Consider the following 14,045-nt stretch of genomic DNA (forward strand, 5'->3'; position numbering starts at 1 on the left):
CCCAGCGCACACACCGCATTTAAACAAGTCAAGGATCGAATCATCGGGAAGGACATCGCTACCGGCATTTCCTGTCGCGGGACACCTCTGCCCGCGCTCGCCCGACAGGATACACTCGCTCGCTCCGGCACGGCGTGGCGGAGTCTGCCTTGCGAGCGCAGCCCAAAACCGCGATGATCGGCATCTGGCCGTCCGCCCCCCCAAAAAGGAGACACCACCATGCCACGCAGCACCGCCGAAAAACGCGCCGCCTTTCGCGAACTCCATCTTGCCGGTTGCTTCGTCATCCCCAACCCGTGGGACGCCGGCAGCGCGAAATACCTCGAACACGCCGGCTTCAAGGCCGTCGCCTCGACCAGCTCCGGCTTCGCCTGGTCCACGGGCCGCCCCGATAACGGCGTGACGCGCGAGACCGTGCTGGCACACCTGAGCACGCTCGTCGAGGCGACCGACTTGCCCGTCAACGCCGACTTCGAAAGCGGCTTCGGACACACGCCCGACGACGTGGCCGAAAGCGTCAAGCTGGCCGTGGCCACCGGCGTCGCCGGGCTGTCCATCGAAGACTCGACGGGCGACGCCAATACCCCGCTCTTTCCCCTCGACGAAGCGGTCGCCCGCATGCGGGCGGCGCGCCGCGCCATCGACGAGACCGGTGGCGACACGCTGCTGATCGGCCGCGCCGAGAACTTCTTCGCCGGCGTGCCCGATCTCGACGACGCCATCGCGCGCCTCCAGGCCTATGCCGAGGCCGGCGCCGATTGCCTCTATGCGCCCGGCATCCAGTCGGCCGAGCAGATTCGCGCCGTCGTCACCGCCGTGGCGCCCAAGCCGGTCAACGTGCTGATCGGGGCGACGTCGCCCATTACGCTGCAGGATCTCGCCGATCTCGGCGTACGCCGGGTCAGCGTCGGCGGCGCCCTCGCCCGCGCCGCTTGGGGCGGCTTCATTCACGCCGCTCAGGCACTCGCGCAAGGCCGCTTCGACGGTTTCGAGGGTGCGGCAAGCGGCGCCACGCTCAACGGCCTGTTCCGGCAGGACGCGTGATTGCCTGAGCTGGGCGGCCGCCGGGGCGCCGGTACATGACCAGTGACTTTTCGTCGATGGACGTCGCCGGCAAGCGCCCGGACAATGCGCTACCGGCCGACGCATCGCGCTCGCAGACAGTGAGACCCGCTGCGAAGGCGGCGTGCGCGGCGCCTCATTCTACGGAGTGTCCTCATGAATCAGCCGCCTCCCCCGGCCGCCGCGCACGATGCCTTTGCCATCCCCACGCCGCTCGGCGCGCCGCTGCCCAGGCCGCGCGTCTTCGATAGCGTCGAAGCGGAGCGCGCCGACCGGAAGCTGCGTCTGGCCGTCGCCTTCCGGATATTCGCGCGCTTCGGCCTGGCCGAAGGCATCGCCGGACACATCACCGTGCGCGACCCCGAGTTCCACGACCGCTTCTGGGTCAACCGCTACGCACAGCACTTCTCGTCCATTCGTCCGGACGATCTGATTCTCGTCGACGAGGCGGGCCACCTGCATCACGGCGACGGCCCGGTCAACGCCGCCGCCATGGCCATTCACGCAGGCATTCACGCTACGCTGCCCCATGTGACGGCCGCCGCGCACACCCACACCACGCACGGACGCGCCTTCTCGGCCCGCACCCGCCCACTCGCACCGATCAATCAGGAAGCGTGTCTGTTTTTCGACGATCACGTACTGTTCCGCGGCGACGTACTCGTCCTCGGCGCCGAGGAAGGCCGCCGCATCGCGCAGACGATGGGGCACAAGCGCGCGGCCGTGCTGCTCAATCACGGCCTGCTGACGGTCGGCTCGTCGGTGGACGCGGCTGCCTATCGCTTCCTCGCGATGGAGCGCTGCGCGCAGGTGCAGTTGCTCGCCGAAGCCGCCGGGCCGCTCGAAGTGCTCGGCGACGCCGAGGCCCGCGAGGTACATCGCCTGCTCGGTTCGGATTACGTCGCGTGGCTCGGCTACCAGGGGCTTTACGAGCAGGTGCTGCGCGAGTGCCCCGATCTGCTGGCGCGATAGTCGTCCACGGCGCGACGCAGCCACGTATCGAACTGGCGCAATGGCGCCCAGTCGCTGCGCTGCGCCGGCGTCGAATAATAGATGGTTTGCGGACTGGCCAGCGTGTGCGCGTGCGCCTGCACGAGGGCGCCGGTGGCCAGTTCGCGCTCGATCAACACACGCGGCAGCAACGCCACCCCGAGCCCCGCGACGGCCGCGTTGATCGCCATGATGAACATGTCGTAACGCTGTGCGCTGCGCTGTGGCCGCACCGCGTCGCCGGGCGGCAAGCCGAGCGACGCCAGCCAGTCGTCCCACACGCGCGGCAGGTCGCGCGGGCAGATCCATGACAGCGACGCGATCCGTTCGAGCGAGAGCGACGGCTTCCCATCGAGCAGACGCGGCGCCGCCACGAGCATGAGGGTGTCGTCGGTGATCAGCGCCGTGCCGGGCATGCCGGGCCACAGCCGGGTGCTGAAGTAGATGGCGGCGTCGAAGGCCGAATCGTCGAAGAAGACCGGCTGGTCGCGCCCGAGAATGTGCAGACGCACGTCGCGCGTGCTGGCGTAGAAGTCGTCGAGTCGCGGAATCAGCCACTGCGCCGCGAACGTGACGCCGACGGCGATTTCCAGCGCGGTCTCCCGTCCCTGCTGCACGACGTCGAGCGTATCGCGCCGGATCTGGTCGAGATGCACACGGATGCGCTTGGCGTACTCCGCGCCGGCAGGCGTGAGCACCAGCCGCTGCTTTACGCGCTCGAAGAGCGCAACGCCCAGATGCCCCTCCAGTTCGCCCACCCGCTTGCACACGGCGCCATGCGTGAGCGCGAGTTCCTGCGCGGCCTGCGCGAAGTTCTGATGACGGGCGCTGGCCTCGAAAGCCTGCAACGCCGAGAGGCTGGGAACGCCCAGACGCATGGTGTCTCCTATGGGAATACGATCTCGCCAGACAGTCTATGCGAAGCGTCGTGAGGCGACAAAGCGGCCCCGGTCGAATAGTGGAAGCACCGATTCGATCGAAGCCGCCGTATAACAATCCCGCTTACTCCACGTGCGCCACACCGCCCGGGAGCATCGCGCCGCCCGCGACGTCACGGGGCAGCGCCCACGTCATCCAGTGCGAACGCAGTGCGACGACCAGCAGGAAGGCCACGGCGGCCAGCGCGCCGAAGGTGGCGAAGCCCATCTGGTAGCTGCCCGTCGATTCCTTGGCGATGCCCATGATCACCGGCAGATAGAAGCCGCCGATGCCGCCGGCCGCGCCGATGATGCCCGACATCAGGCCCGTCTTGCCCTGCCAGCGCTGCGGCACGAGCTGAAACGTGGCCCCGTTGCCGAGCCCGAAGCACAGGTAGACGAGCACGAGCAGCGCAATGCCGGCGCCCTGCGGCGGCATCCACGCCGCGAACACGAAGTCGCAGGCCGAGATGGCCGCAAGCAGCAACACCAGCGCGCGCACGCCTGAGATGCGGTCCGCGATCAGCCCGCCGATGGGGCGGACCAGCGCGCCGAGGAACGCCAGCAGCGACATGAACAGGCCCGCTTCGATGCGCGGCATGCCATACAACGAGATGAGCAGCGTCGTCACGTACGAGGACATGCCGACGAAGCCGCCGAACGTGATGCTGTACACCAGCATGATCACCCACGTGTCGCGCTCGGCCAGCACGCCGCGATAGTGGCGCGGCAGCACCGCGATGGCGAGCAGCGCACCGAGCACCGGCAGCAGCAGCACACCGGTCTTGCCTTCGCCGAACGCACCGGCGTGAACGCACAACACGAGCGCGATCAAACCGGCCATCGTGATGAAGAAGCTAGTGAAGGCGCGCGCCGCACTGCCCGACTTCACGCCCTGGTCCTTCGCCCAGAACACCAGCGCCAACGCCGCGAGCGCCAGCAACGGCAACGCGGCGCCGGCCGCGCGCGCCCAGCCGAAGTGTTCGGCCAGCCCCGGGAACATGAAGCCGTCGAGCACGGCGCCGACGTTGCCCGCCGCCGCCAGCCCCAGCACCAGCCCCTGCACCTTGGGCGGATAGTTGCTACCTGCCATCGGCAGCGCCACCGCGAAGCTCGCACCGCCGATGCCGAGGAACACACCGAGCACGAGCAGCAGCGTGTACGACGGTGTGCCGGGCATGAGCAGCAGGACCACTGACGGAATCGCCGAGAGGGCGAGTCCCATCAACGCGATCCTGCGGCCGTCGTATGCCTGATAGAGATTGCCCAGCGTGACGCGCAGAATCGCGGCGCCGAGCACTGGCACGGCCACGAGAAAGCCGGTTTGTGCCGGCGTCATCGTAATGTCCTTGCCGATGAACGGCGCCAGCGGGCCGAACATCACCCAGACGGTGAAACCCGTGTCGAAGTACAGAAAGCACGCAACCAGCGCGCGCCAGTTGCCACTTTTCAACGATTGCGTGAGCGTGCTCATGGAGTCCCTCGTATTCGTGAGCCAAAAAAAAGCGCCCCGAAGCCGTAAGCCTGTGAACAGGCATGATGACTTCGGGACGCCGTTGCCCCGTCTGGATTCGGTGCAGAAAATTCGCTTGCCTTCACTCGGCCGCCATTGGCCTTGTGTCATCTTGAGCAAGCGGCGTGCCAAGCGACGACACGCTCGGCGCGAACACGCCTCACACGCCCGGCGCACGGGGCTTCGCGATGTGCGCGTCGGGGGCAACGAGACGCCCCTGCGCGGGGGGAAGCCGCCCATGTCCGGCGCCCGGCGTGACACCGCAACGGGCACGATGCCGCATCGCGATGCGGCGGCGCACCATTAACGTGCGCCGGGGCTGCCGCGAGCGGGAGCGTCGCGGGCTGGCCGAGGGGTGAGTGACGGAGCGACGACAGCGAGCGCACCGAGGCGTCCCTCCCCGCTTCGGCCGGTCGGCTGGACGCCTCGCCGGCGGCGGTGTACCTTGGCCGCGAGTTGTCCCATCGTCCCCGCTTTCCAGCCCTCAATTTCGCCGCCCCTATGAATGCCGACTTTTTCTCGCATCTGCTGCGCTTCCATCCTCGTTTGCTGCTTGCCATCGGCGTGGGCATCCTGGCGGGCGTGTTTGCGCAGGGGCATTTCAATGGCGTGACGCGCACGCTCATCGGATGGAATACGGGCGCCTGGGCCTATCTCGCGATGATCTGGTTCATGATGGTCACGGCCCCGAAACGCAGCATCGAACGTTTCGCCGAGCAGGAGGATCAGAGCGCGGCGCTCGTGCTGACGGTCGTCAGCCTCTCGGCGATCGCCAGCGTGGCCGCCATCATCCACGAACTGGCCAGCGCGAAGACAGGTGCGCCACACCAAACTTCCGAGCACGTGCTGTTCGCCGCCGCCACGCTCATCGCCGGCTGGTTCCTCGTGCCCACCATCTACACGCTGCATTACGCACGCCTGTACTTCACCGACACGGAAAAACCGTTCGCGCTCATGTGGCCGGACCGCGATTGCGATCCGGATTACTGGGACTTCCTGTACTTCTCGTTCACCATTGCCGTCGCGTCGCAGACCGCCGACGTCTCCCTCGCTTCGCGCCGCATGCGACGCGCCGCGCTCGCCCAGGCCGTCCTTTCGTTCTTCTTCAACCTGGCCGTGCTGGGCCTGTCGATCAACATCGGCGCGAGCCTGCTCAGCTAGCGCCGCAGCCGCCTCGGGGCCACGCGCCGCGCGTGCCCCATGCGACATGGCGTCGCATGAGACGCCGACATAAAGTCTTTAAAAAACATACAACTAACGCAAAATTCGGCGACCAATAAAACCGCGTCAATGCGCCACATGTGACGACTTGTCACGCATGCTGCAACGCAGCATCTCCTACTATGTACGCAAACAAGCGGCAATCGGATATCAACGTTGCCGTACATGACAGGGTTAATTTGCATACATAGAGCGCAACATGACTGCCGTCCCCGACGCCCTCGACCTGGCGCGCGTGCAATTCGCGTTTACGGTCTCCTTTCACATCATCTTCCCCGCCGTCTCCATCGGTCTCGCCAGCTTCATTGCCGTACTCGAAGGCTTGTGGCTCAAGACTCGCCAGCCGCACTATCTCGATCTGTGCCGCTTCTGGTCGAAGGCGTTCGCCGTGTGCTTCGGCATGGGTGTGGTTTCGGGCGTGGTGATGGCCTACCAGTTCGGCACGAACTGGTCTGGCTTCTCCAGCTTCGCCGGCGCCGTCACCGGTCCTCTGCTCACCTACGAGGTGATGACGGCGTTCTTCCTCGAGGCGGGCTTCCTCGGCATCATGCTGTTCGGATGGAATCGTGTGAGTCCGCGTGCACACTTCGCCGCCACGCTGTGTGTGGCCATCGGCACGCTGATTTCGACGTTCTGGATTCTCGCCTCGAACAGCTGGATGCAAACGCCGCAGGGCTACGAGATCGTGGACGGTCGTGTGGTCGTGCTGTCGTGGTGGGATGTGATCTTCAATCCCTCGTTTCCGTATCGCCTCGCGCACATGAGCATTGCCGCGTTCGTGGTGGCCGCGCTCGTTGTGGCGGGCACCGGGGCATGGCATCTGCTGCGCGGCCGCCGCGATCCGGCCGTCAAGACCATGTTCTCGATGGCGATGTGGCTGCTGCTGATCTTCGCGCCGCTGCAGGCCTTCGTCGGCGATCTGCACGGGCTGAACACGCGCGAGCACCAGCCGGCCAAGCTCGCCGCGATGGAAGGACTGTGGGAAACGAAGACGGGCGGCACGCCGCTCAACCTCTTCGGGTGGCCCGACATGGACGCCGAGACGACGCGCTATGCGCTCGAAGTGCCGCATCTGGGCAGTCTGATTCTCACGCACAGTTGGGACGGCGAGGTGCGCGGCCTGAAGGAATTCCCGAAGGACGAGCGCCCCAACGTGCCGCTCGTGTTCTGGAGTTTTCGCATCATGGTCGGCCTCGGGCTCGCGATGATCGCCGCCGCGCTCGCCGCCGTCTGGCTGCGCCGTCGGGGCACGCTCTTCACCTCGCGCCGCTTCGCACGCGTCATGCTCTGTCTGTCGCCGACCGGGTTCGTCGCGTTGCTCGCCGGATGGGTCACGACCGAAGCAGGCCGTCAGCCGTGGGTCGTCTACGGTGTGATGCGCACCGCCGAGGCCATTTCGCCAGTGAGCGCACAGCAGGTCCAGGTGTCGCTGTTCGTGCTCGTCGTCGCCTACTTCCTCGTGTTCGGCACCGGCGTGTATTACCTGCTGAAGATCCTGCGCGGCGGTCCCGTGCTTGCGGGACGGGGAGAGGAAGACGGACAAGGCGAACACCCGCGCCGCGAAGCGCACGCCGCACCGCGGGACATCGCCGATGTGGCGGGTGTGTCCGGGCGGTTGGAAACGCATCCCGTGCATCCCGTGCGCCCCGCGCCGAGTACCTGAGCCCGGCGCGGCATCGCATCGACTTCATTCGAGACTGTTTCGAGACTTCCCATGGACCTGACCTTAGCCTGGGCCGCCGTCATCGCGCTAGGCCTCTTTCTTTACGTGGTGCTCGACGGCTTCGACCTCGGCATCGGCATTCTCTTTCCGTTCTTCCCCGATGCTCGCGAGCGCGACACGATGATGAACTCCGTGGCCCCCGTGTGGGACGGCAACGAGACCTGGCTGGTGCTCGGCGGCGCCGGCCTGCTCGCCGCCTTTCCGATGGTGTACTCGGTACTACTCTCCGCGCTGTATCTGCCGCTGGTGCTGATGCTGGTGTGCCTGATCTTTCGCGGGGTCGCGTTCGAGATCCGCGGCAAGTCGCGTCGCACGCGACAGTGGTGGGATCTCGCATTCATCGGCGGCTCGGCCGGCGCCACGTTCTTCCAGGGTGTGGCGCTCGGTGCCTATCTCTCGGGCATTCCGGTGGAGAACGGGCAATTCGCCGGCGATGCCTTCGCGTGGGTCACGGCATTCAATCTGTTCACCGGCCTGGGACTTCTCGTGACGTACGCGCTGCTCGGCGCCTGCTGGCTGATCGGCAAGACCGAAGGCGACCTGCAACGTCGCCTGCGCGTACTCGCGTGGCCGCTCACGCTGGCGCTCGTCGCGACGATGGCGATCGTGTCGCTGTGGACGCCGCTGCGCGTGCCGCTCGTGGCCGAGCGCTGGTTCAGCGGCGAATGGTTCTGGCGTTGCCTGCCGGTGCCTTTCCTCGTGGCGATCGCCGCCCTCGTGATGCGTCGCGTGCTGCGTCGCGCGCACGACGCCACGCCGTTCTGGCTCGCCATCGGTCTCGTCTTCCTCGGCTACAGCGGCCTGCTCGTGAGCGCCTATCCGTATGCGATCCTGCCGGGCGTCACGCTGTGGGACGCCGCCGCGCCGCACTCGAGTCTGTCGTTCACGCTGTGGGGCGCGGCCTTCATCATTCCGGTCATCATCGCCTACACGATGCTGGCGTACTGGGTCTTTCGCGGCAAGGTGACACACGATGCGCACTATCACTGATCTGGTCCGGCCTGCCGAGCGCCGGCGCCGCGAGCGCGCCACCCTGCAAAGCACATGGCAGCGCACGCTCGTTCGCTGGGGATGGTTCGTTGCGCTGTGGTGTGCCGGGGTGGCGGGCACGGCGCTGCTCGCGCTCCCCTTCAAGCTCATCATCGCCACGGCCAGATAAGGCGGCACGCTGGCGGCCGTGCTCACGGGTCCGGTCAGCCCCAGATGAAAGAAAACGCCGACAGGCCAGTTCGCAGCCCTGTCGGCGTTTTTCGCGGCATGTCGCCGAGCACTTACTTGTCGCGGGCCAGCGCCAGGAACTCCGTGCGCAGCGCGAGATTGGGCTGCAGTTCGCCGAGCATCGCCGACGTCACAGTCTCTTCCCCCGCCGTACGGATGCCGCGGCTTTCCATGCACATGTGACGGCAGGACACCACCACGCCCACGGCCTTCGGTTGCAGATGCGTCATCAGCGCGTCTGCGATCTGCGTGGTCAGGCGCTCCTGCACCTGCAAGCGGCGCGCGAAGCAATCGACCAGCCGCGTGAGTTTGGACAGGCCGACGATCTTGCCATTGGGCAGATAGCCGATGGTCGCCTTGCCGAAGAACGGCGCGAGATGGTGCTCGCAGTGGCTGTAGACAGGAATGCCGCGCACCACGATCAGTTCGTTGTATTGTTCGGCGCCGTCCTCGAAGACCTTGAGGACTTCGGCGGGGTCCTGTTCGTAACCGGCGGTCCAATGGCGCCAGGCCTTGGCCACGCGCGACGGCGTTTCGTGCAGGCCAGGGCGATTCGGGTCTTCGCCGATGTGTTTCAGGAATCGCTTCCAGTCGTTTTCGTCGAACGTGTCGTGGGACATATGAGTCAAGCTCCTTGCATGAGGTCCGGTGCGCTGCGCCGCAGCCGCTTGCGCTATCGCTGACGCGCCCCGTGCGCCGCCGGACATGTGCGCACAATAGCAGAGAGTCCTGGCCCGCGCATGGCGCTCACTCTCTCGATCGGGCCTCGTCGGTCAGACATTGCATCAGCGTGGCGACGGGCCCGCGTTTGAGCGCGGACTGGCGCACGAGCACGCCCAACTCCCGGGTGAGCGGCGCGCCGGACAGCGGCAGCACCTGCACGCCGATCGCGCCCCTCCTTTCGCTTCCTTTTGTCCCCGCCTTTGCCGGCTTCCCGCCGTCCACCGGCAGACCGATCAACGTGGCCGGGACGATCGACCAGCCCAGCCGCGCGCGCACCATGCGCAGAATCACCTCCGGTTCATCGAGCTCCACGCCCTCCCGCACCCACACCCGGTGACGACGCAGATAACGCTCGACCAGATCGCCGCCGTACGAGCGCCGGTTGTAGCGCACGAACGGCAGCGACGCCGCCCAATCGGCCATCGTGCCGCGCGCGCCCTTCGGCGCGATGGCGACGTACGGCTCGTACATGAGCGTGAGCCACTTCATGTCCGCTGGCACGCCGATACGCGGACGGATCATCACCGCAAGATCGAGTTCCTTCGCGTCGAGTTGCGCAAGCAACTGCACCGACATGCCCGGCACGATGTTCAGATGCGGCATGGCGCCGAGCGACGTCCAGCGTCGCACCGCCCCCGGCAGCAATCCCAGTTGCACCGTCAGAATCGCGCCGACGTGGATGGGCGCCAGCGCGGCCTGCATGCCGCGCGCATCCGCCTCGCCGCGCATCGCCTGGTACCCCGCGATCACACCCTGCGCCTGCGCCAGCAGGCGGCGGCCATCGTCCGAGAGCGAGACCGCGCGACCGGTGCGCTCGAAGAGCTGCACACCGAGATCGTCTTCGAGTCGCTGGATCTGCGCGCTCACGGCCGACTGCGTGAGTCCAAGACGCGCGCCCGCCGCGGAAAACGACGCGGTTTCGGCTGCCGTGACGAAGGTTTTGAGGTAACGGATCATCTATCGAAAAATTTGTGACTGAGCGACCGAATTATTCGTTTCTGATTATTTTTATCGATGGATAGAATCTACCGCAAAACGGCGATGCCCCCGCGCCCCGTCGAGAAAATGTCGCGGCCCCAGCCGGGCGGCACGACGTTCGTTCATCCTCACATTGCACCGGAGTCCCCGATGGCTACACCGCTCTTTCATCTCGCCTTTCCCGTCGACGACCTCGAAGCGGCCCGTCGCTTCTACGGCGGCGTGATGGGTTGCGCCGAAGGTCGCAGTTCGGATCACTGGATCGACTTCGATTTCTTCGGCCACCAGTTGGTCGCGCATCTGTCGCCCGACGAAGCCGGCAAACGTATCACGAATCCGGTGGACGGCGACGAGGTTCCCGTGCCGCATTTCGGCGTTATCCTTGATATGCCCGCTTGGCATGCACTGGCCGAACGTCTGCGCACCGCCGGCACCCGCTTCGTGATCGAGCCGCACATTCGCTTTGCCGGGCAGGTCGGCGAGCAAGCGACGCTGTTCTTTTACGATCCGGCCGGCAATGCGCTGGAATTCAAAGCGTTTGCCGATATGTCGCAGGTCTTCGCCAAGTAGTCGCGATGGTGGGCTCGCGCGAGCCGCACGCCGCCCTTGTCCCCTCGAGGTTTCGTTTCGTCGTATTTTTGTTTTCCCCGAGAGTCCTCTCATGAGCCAATTCGTTATTTCGGCCCCGCCGCAAGCGTCGGTCGCCATTGCCGGCAGCGATGCCCGATTCCCCGTTCGCCGCGTGTTCTGCGTCGGCCGCAACTATGCCGCGCACGCACGCGAGATGGGCAGCAACCCCGATCGCGAACCGCCGTTCTTCTTCATGAAGCCGGCCGACGCCGTCGTGGCGGCGCAGGGCACGCTGCCCTATCCGCCGCTCACGAGCGAGCTGCATCACGAGATCGAGCTGGTGGTGGCCATCGGGGCGGGCGGCGAAAACGTCGACGCCTCGCAGGCCTTGTCGCTGGTATGGGGCTATGGCGTGGGCGTCGACCTCACGCGCCGCGACCTGCAACAGCAGGCGAAGGACACGCGCCGTCCATGGGACTGGGGCAAGGCGTTCGATGCATCGGCGCCGTGCGGCCCGCTCCATGCCGTGGCCGAGGTCGGGCATCCCGCCGAAGGCCGCGTGTGGCTCGACGTGAACGGCGAGAATCGCCAGACCGGCGATCTCAACGAGTTGATCTGGTCGGTGCCCGATCTGATCGCGGAGATCTCGCGCAGCGTGAGGCTCGCCCCCTGCGATCTCATCTTCACCGGCACGCCCGCCGGCGTCGGCGCGCTCGAGCCCGGTGACAAGGTCACCGCGGGTGTGGCCGGCGTCGGCGAGATCGCCTTCACCATGGGTCCGAAACCGGCGGCCTGAAATCGCTCGCGGGCCCGGCGGCGAGGATATCCACAACTACTGTTGATAACCCTCTGCATAAGTCGCTCGCCGCCGGCGTCGAAGCCCGCCGGCATTGGATGTCAAGTGCCGTGCCTAATTTGCCATCACGGCAATCGTCGCGCCTGCCGCGATCCCGCGGCACGCTCCGCCGCGACGGGCGCGTCGCGCGCAGGGCGACGCGCCCTCCTTTGCCATCGCGCAGACTGCCGCCTTGCCCGAGCCCTCACGCCGCAACGTCTTTCATTCCTGAAACACTTTTCGTCGGGCGCTTGGCGGCGCCCCGTTTCGCCTTCCTGAACTTCCTTGTCGATTCAACGGGTTGCGGCGACTGGCATGCTTCTCGCATTGACGTGAAGGCAAGCCGTCCGCTTCCGGGGAAGTCTCTTCGCCAAGGTCGACCGCCTCGGGAATTACGCCATGCACGCCACATGGCCCCGGCACGCCCGATGCCGATCCTTCGCCGGGAGCGTCCCGGACGCGGGCGGATTGCACCTCTGAACCATAACGGCCGGACGATGGGGAATTTTCGGGGAGGGGATCATGCAAATGCGCCGCACCGGGCCTTGCGCCCTGAGTCCCTGCGTCCGCTCGCTCGCGCCGGCGAGCCCGGCCAAGTCCGCCCGCCGGCATCCACGCGAGCGCTGCGCAAGCTGGCGGCACCGCCGGCACGACGCGCTCGGCGATCGCCGCCACGTCGCGCCGGGACGGGCGATGCGCTAAGGTGCCGCACCCCGTCCCATCCCGGTCAGCGAATGCGTCAGGCGTCTTCCGCCCACACCTTCGCGGCGCGCACCGCACGCTGCCAGGCAGCGACCGCGCGCGTCACTTCGCTTTCCGGCAGCTCGCGCGAGAAGCGATGCTGTAACTGCCACTGCCGCTGCAGCGTGTCGATATCCGGCCAAAAACCCACGGCGAGCCCGGCGAGGTAGGCGGCGCCCGCGGCCGTCGTCTCGATCACCTTCGGTCGGACGACGTCGGCGCCCAACAGGTCCGCCTGCCACTGCATGAGCAGGTCGTTCGCCGCCGCACCGCCATCGACGCGCAGTTCCGATACGCGCATACCGGCGTCGGCCTCCATCGCACGCAGCACGTCGAGCGTCTGGAAGGCGATGCTGTCGAGGGCTGCCCGCGCGACATGCGCGGCCGTCGTGCCGCGCGTTGCACCGAACAGCGTGCCGCGCGCATGCGGCTGCCAGTGCGGTGCGCCAAGGCCGGCGAACGCCGGCACCAGCACCACGCCGTCCGAGTCGGGCACGCTCGTGGCGAGGGCTTCGACGTCGCGCGAATGGCGGATGATGCCCAGACCGTCGCGCAACCACTGCACGACGGCGCCGCCGATGAAGATGCTGCCTTCGAGCGCGTAATCGACCCGCTCGCCGATCTTCCACGCCACGGTCGTGAGCAGATTGTGGCTCGACACCTGCGGCTTGTCGCCCGTGTTCATCACCATGAAACATCCGGTGCCGTAGGTGTTCTTCACCATGCCCGGCGACAGGCACATCTGCCCGAAAAGCGCCGCCTGCTGGTCGCCCGCGATGCCGGCGATCGGCACCGGCGCCGAGAACAGCGGCGTGGCCGTGTGCCCATACACCTCGCTCGACGAGCGCACCTCGGGCAACATGCTGCGCGGCACGCCGAGCAGCGCGAGGAGTTCGTCGTCCCAGGCAAGCGTGTGGATGTTGAACAGCATGGTGCGCGACGCGTTCGAGACGTCCGTCACATGCAGCTTGCCGCCGCTCAGATGCCAGACGAGCCAGCTGTCGACGGTGCCGAACGCGAGATGACCCGCCAGCGCCGCCTCGCGCGCGCCTGCAACGTTATCGAGGATCCAGCGGATCTTGCTGCCGGAGAAGTAAGCGTCGACGCGCAGACCGGTGCGGTCCGCAATGAGCGCCTCCGATCCGTTCGCGCGCAGACGGTCGCAGAAGTCCGCCGTGCGGCGGTCCTGCCAAACGATGGCGTTATAGACCGGCTCGCCCGTGCGGCGATCCCAGACGACGGTCGTCTCGCGTTGATTCGTGATGCCGATGGCGGCGATGTCGCTGCCCGCCACACTGGCGTGCGTGAGCGCCTCGGCAGCCACGCCGGCCTGCGTCGCCCAGATTTCGCGTGGATCGTGCTCGACCCAGCCCGGATGCGGATAGATCTGGCGAAACTCTTTCTGCGCGGTCGATACGACGCGGCCGTCGCGGTCGAACAGCAATGCCCGCGAGCTCGTCGTTCCCTGATCGAACGCGAGGATGTATGCGCCTGCTGCCATTGCGCCCGTCTCCTATGGTTTTCGTGCGAGTTGTCCGGCGAGTCTTTTTGCGC

General features: G+C 66.7%; 13 protein-coding genes. 8 read left to right on the plus strand and 5 right to left on the minus strand.

Annotation, left to right across the window (positions count from 1 at the left end; all coding sequences use genetic code 11):
• Window positions 1–219: 219 nt before the first annotated feature.
• The gene (locus RO07_RS15895; RefSeq protein ID WP_039412164.1) at window positions 220–1,044 is read left to right on the plus strand and encodes an isocitrate lyase/PEP mutase family protein; all 825 of its coding nucleotides are present in this window, start codon (window positions 220–222) and stop codon (window positions 1,042–1,044) included.
• A 174-nt stretch (window positions 1,045–1,218) separates the two neighbouring features.
• The gene (locus tag RO07_RS15900; protein WP_052267376.1) at window positions 1,219–2,034 is read left to right on the plus strand and encodes a class II aldolase/adducin family protein; all 816 of its coding nucleotides are present in this window, start codon (window positions 1,219–1,221) and stop codon (window positions 2,032–2,034) included.
• Here the strand turns inward: RO07_RS15900 and RO07_RS15905 are convergent.
• Both RO07_RS15905 and RO07_RS15910 read right to left on the minus strand, forming a co-directional pair.
• Window positions 1,989–2,930, minus strand: a complete 942-nt coding sequence (locus RO07_RS15905; RefSeq protein WP_039412181.1) for a LysR substrate-binding domain-containing protein — start codon at window positions 2,928–2,930, stop codon at window positions 1,989–1,991. The two genes, RO07_RS15900 and RO07_RS15905, sit on opposite strands and share 46 nt — an antisense overlap.
• A gap of 124 nt (window positions 2,931–3,054) precedes the next feature.
• A complete protein-coding gene (locus RO07_RS15910; protein WP_039412207.1) occupies window positions 3,055–4,443 on the minus strand; it encodes an MFS transporter in 1,389 nt (462 codons plus the stop codon).
• Window positions 4,444–4,983: 540 nt separating this feature from the next.
• On the opposite strand from RO07_RS15910, the gene RO07_RS15915 reads away from it, so the two are divergent.
• The 4 genes from RO07_RS15915 (at window position 4,984) to RO07_RS15930 (ending at window position 8,585) form a co-directional block, all read left to right on the plus strand.
• On the plus strand, window positions 4,984–5,643 hold the full coding sequence (locus tag RO07_RS15915) for a DUF1345 domain-containing protein (RefSeq protein ID WP_039412226.1): 660 nt from the start codon (window positions 4,984–4,986) through the stop codon (window positions 5,641–5,643).
• A 259-nt stretch (window positions 5,644–5,902) separates the two neighbouring features.
• Window positions 5,903–7,366: a cytochrome ubiquinol oxidase subunit I gene (locus tag RO07_RS15920; RefSeq protein WP_052267377.1), complete on the plus strand. Its 1,464-nt coding sequence runs from the start codon at window positions 5,903–5,905 to the stop codon at window positions 7,364–7,366.
• 51 nt (window positions 7,367–7,417) lie between these two features.
• Complete coding sequence (gene cydB, locus RO07_RS15925; protein WP_039412243.1) at window positions 7,418–8,416, plus strand: cytochrome d ubiquinol oxidase subunit II; 999 nt, start codon at window positions 7,418–7,420, stop codon at window positions 8,414–8,416.
• A complete protein-coding gene (locus tag RO07_RS15930; protein WP_039412256.1) occupies window positions 8,400–8,585 on the plus strand; it encodes a hypothetical protein in 186 nt (61 codons plus the stop codon). Before cydB ends, RO07_RS15930 begins: the two co-directional genes overlap by 17 nt.
• Before the next feature lie 112 nt (window positions 8,586–8,697).
• Here RO07_RS15930 and folE read toward each other — a convergent pair whose 3' ends face one another.
• Window positions 8,698–9,264, minus strand: a complete 567-nt coding sequence (gene folE, locus RO07_RS15935; RefSeq protein WP_039412277.1) for a GTP cyclohydrolase I FolE — start codon at window positions 9,262–9,264, stop codon at window positions 8,698–8,700.
• A 127-nt stretch (window positions 9,265–9,391) separates the two neighbouring features.
• A complete protein-coding gene (locus tag RO07_RS15940; RefSeq protein WP_039412285.1) occupies window positions 9,392–10,324 on the minus strand; it encodes a LysR family transcriptional regulator in 933 nt (310 codons plus the stop codon).
• Window positions 10,325–10,495: 171 nt separating this feature from the next.
• Between RO07_RS15940 and RO07_RS15945 the strand changes: the two genes are divergently transcribed.
• Window positions 10,496–10,915 (plus strand): VOC family protein, encoded by a 420-nt coding sequence (locus tag RO07_RS15945; RefSeq protein WP_039412286.1) that lies wholly within the window; start codon window positions 10,496–10,498, stop codon window positions 10,913–10,915.
• Window positions 10,916–11,006: 91 nt separating this feature from the next.
• Window positions 11,007–11,711 (plus strand): fumarylacetoacetate hydrolase family protein, encoded by a 705-nt coding sequence (locus RO07_RS15950; RefSeq protein WP_039412288.1) that lies wholly within the window; start codon window positions 11,007–11,009, stop codon window positions 11,709–11,711.
• A 778-nt stretch (window positions 11,712–12,489) separates the two neighbouring features.
• Here the strand turns inward: RO07_RS15950 and glpK are convergent.
• Window positions 12,490–13,992 (minus strand): glycerol kinase GlpK, encoded by a 1,503-nt coding sequence (gene glpK / locus RO07_RS15955; protein ID WP_039412290.1) that lies wholly within the window; start codon window positions 13,990–13,992, stop codon window positions 12,490–12,492.
• Window positions 13,993–14,045: the final 53 nt, after the last annotated feature.

It is taken from the genome of Pandoraea pulmonicola, assembly GCF_000815105.2.
Classification (GTDB): Bacteria; Pseudomonadota; Gammaproteobacteria; order Burkholderiales; family Burkholderiaceae; genus Pandoraea; species Pandoraea pulmonicola.